The sequence below is a fragment of the Vibrio sp. B181a genome, assembly GCF_030248375.1.
GTDB lineage: Bacteria > Pseudomonadota > Gammaproteobacteria > Enterobacterales > Vibrionaceae > Vibrio > Vibrio campbellii.
The window spans coordinates 1-1,347 of sequence record NZ_JAHGAD010000137.1 but is presented as its reverse complement, the minus strand read 5'-3'; the positions used below and the strand labels follow the sequence as shown (position 1 = coordinate 1,347).

The 1,347-nt window shown below is 47.1% G+C and carries 1 protein-coding gene; it reads left to right on the top strand.

The window, feature by feature from the left end; translation table 11 throughout:
* A partial coding sequence (locus tag KIO97_RS26645) for a tandem-95 repeat protein (RefSeq protein ID WP_285384418.1) occupies window positions 1-1,347 on the top strand: 1,347 nt, incomplete at both ends.

Genomic DNA, 1,347 nt, shown 5'->3' with positions numbered 1-1,347 from the left:
TTGACGGCGACACGCTGACCATAGTAAATGCATCTGTTCCAGCTGAGCAGGGCACGGTTGAAATTGTAGATGGAAAACTGGTGTTTACACCGGCTGACAACTTCAACGGCGAAGCCACCATCAGCTACTCGGTTTCAGATGGTGAACTGGAAGACAGCGCGGAAGTCTCGGTAACGGTTAATCCTTTAAACGATGCGCCAGTTGCAAATGACGATAACGCTGTGACTGATGAAGACACACCAGTCACGATTAATGTTCTCCCGAACGATACCGACGTTGACGGCGACACGCTGACCATAGTAAATGCATCAGTTCCTTCTGATCAGGGCACGGTTGAAATTGTAGATGGAAAACTGGTGTTTACACCGGCTGAAAACTTCAACGGCGAAGCCGCCATCAGCTATACGGTTTCAGATGGTGAACTGGAAGACAGCGCGGAAGTCTCGGTAACGGTTAATCCTTTAAACGATGCGCCAGTTGCAAATGATGATAGCGCTGTGACTGACGAAGACACACCAGTCACTATTGATGTCTTGCCGAACGATACCGACGTTGACGGCGACACGCTGACCATAGTAAATGCATCTGTTCCAGTTGATCAGGGCGCAGTTGAAATTGTATATGGGAAACTGGTGTTTACACCGGCTGAAAACTTCAACGGCGAAGCCACCATCAGCTACACAGTTTCAGATGGTGAACTGGAAGATGAAGCTCAAGTCTCGGTAACAGTAAATCCAATCAATGATGCGCCAACCGTAGAAAACACCATTGCGGATCAGTCTCTTGAAGAAGACTTCACGCCTTACACTATCGACTTGAATGATGCATTCAGCGATGTCGATAATGCAGATGGTGAGCTGACATTTAGTGTCTCTGGCAACAGCAATATTCAAGTATCGATTGTGGATGGCATTGCGACGATCAAGCCAACAGCAGACTGGAATGGTTCTGAAGAGTTAACGTTTACCGCTGAAGACCCAAGTGGTGAGACAGTAAGTCAAGTAGTCGATTTCACCGTAGCTGCAGTGGCAGATATTGTGTCTGACAGCGCTGATATTGTTGAAGATACGCCAACAAAACTGGATGTACTGGGTAACGATAACTTCGAAGGTGACGCGCCTGTTGTATCAGTAGAAGCAGGCCATGAGCCAACCAATGGCACAGTAGTTGTGAACAATGACGGTACAGTCACTTATACACCGAACCAAGATTACAACGGTACTGATCAATTCACATATACAGTGACATCAGGCGGTGTAACAGAAACAGCCACCGTTACTCTGAACGTTACACCGGTTAATGATAAGCCTGTGGTAGAAAACACCATTGCGGATCAGTCTCTTGAAG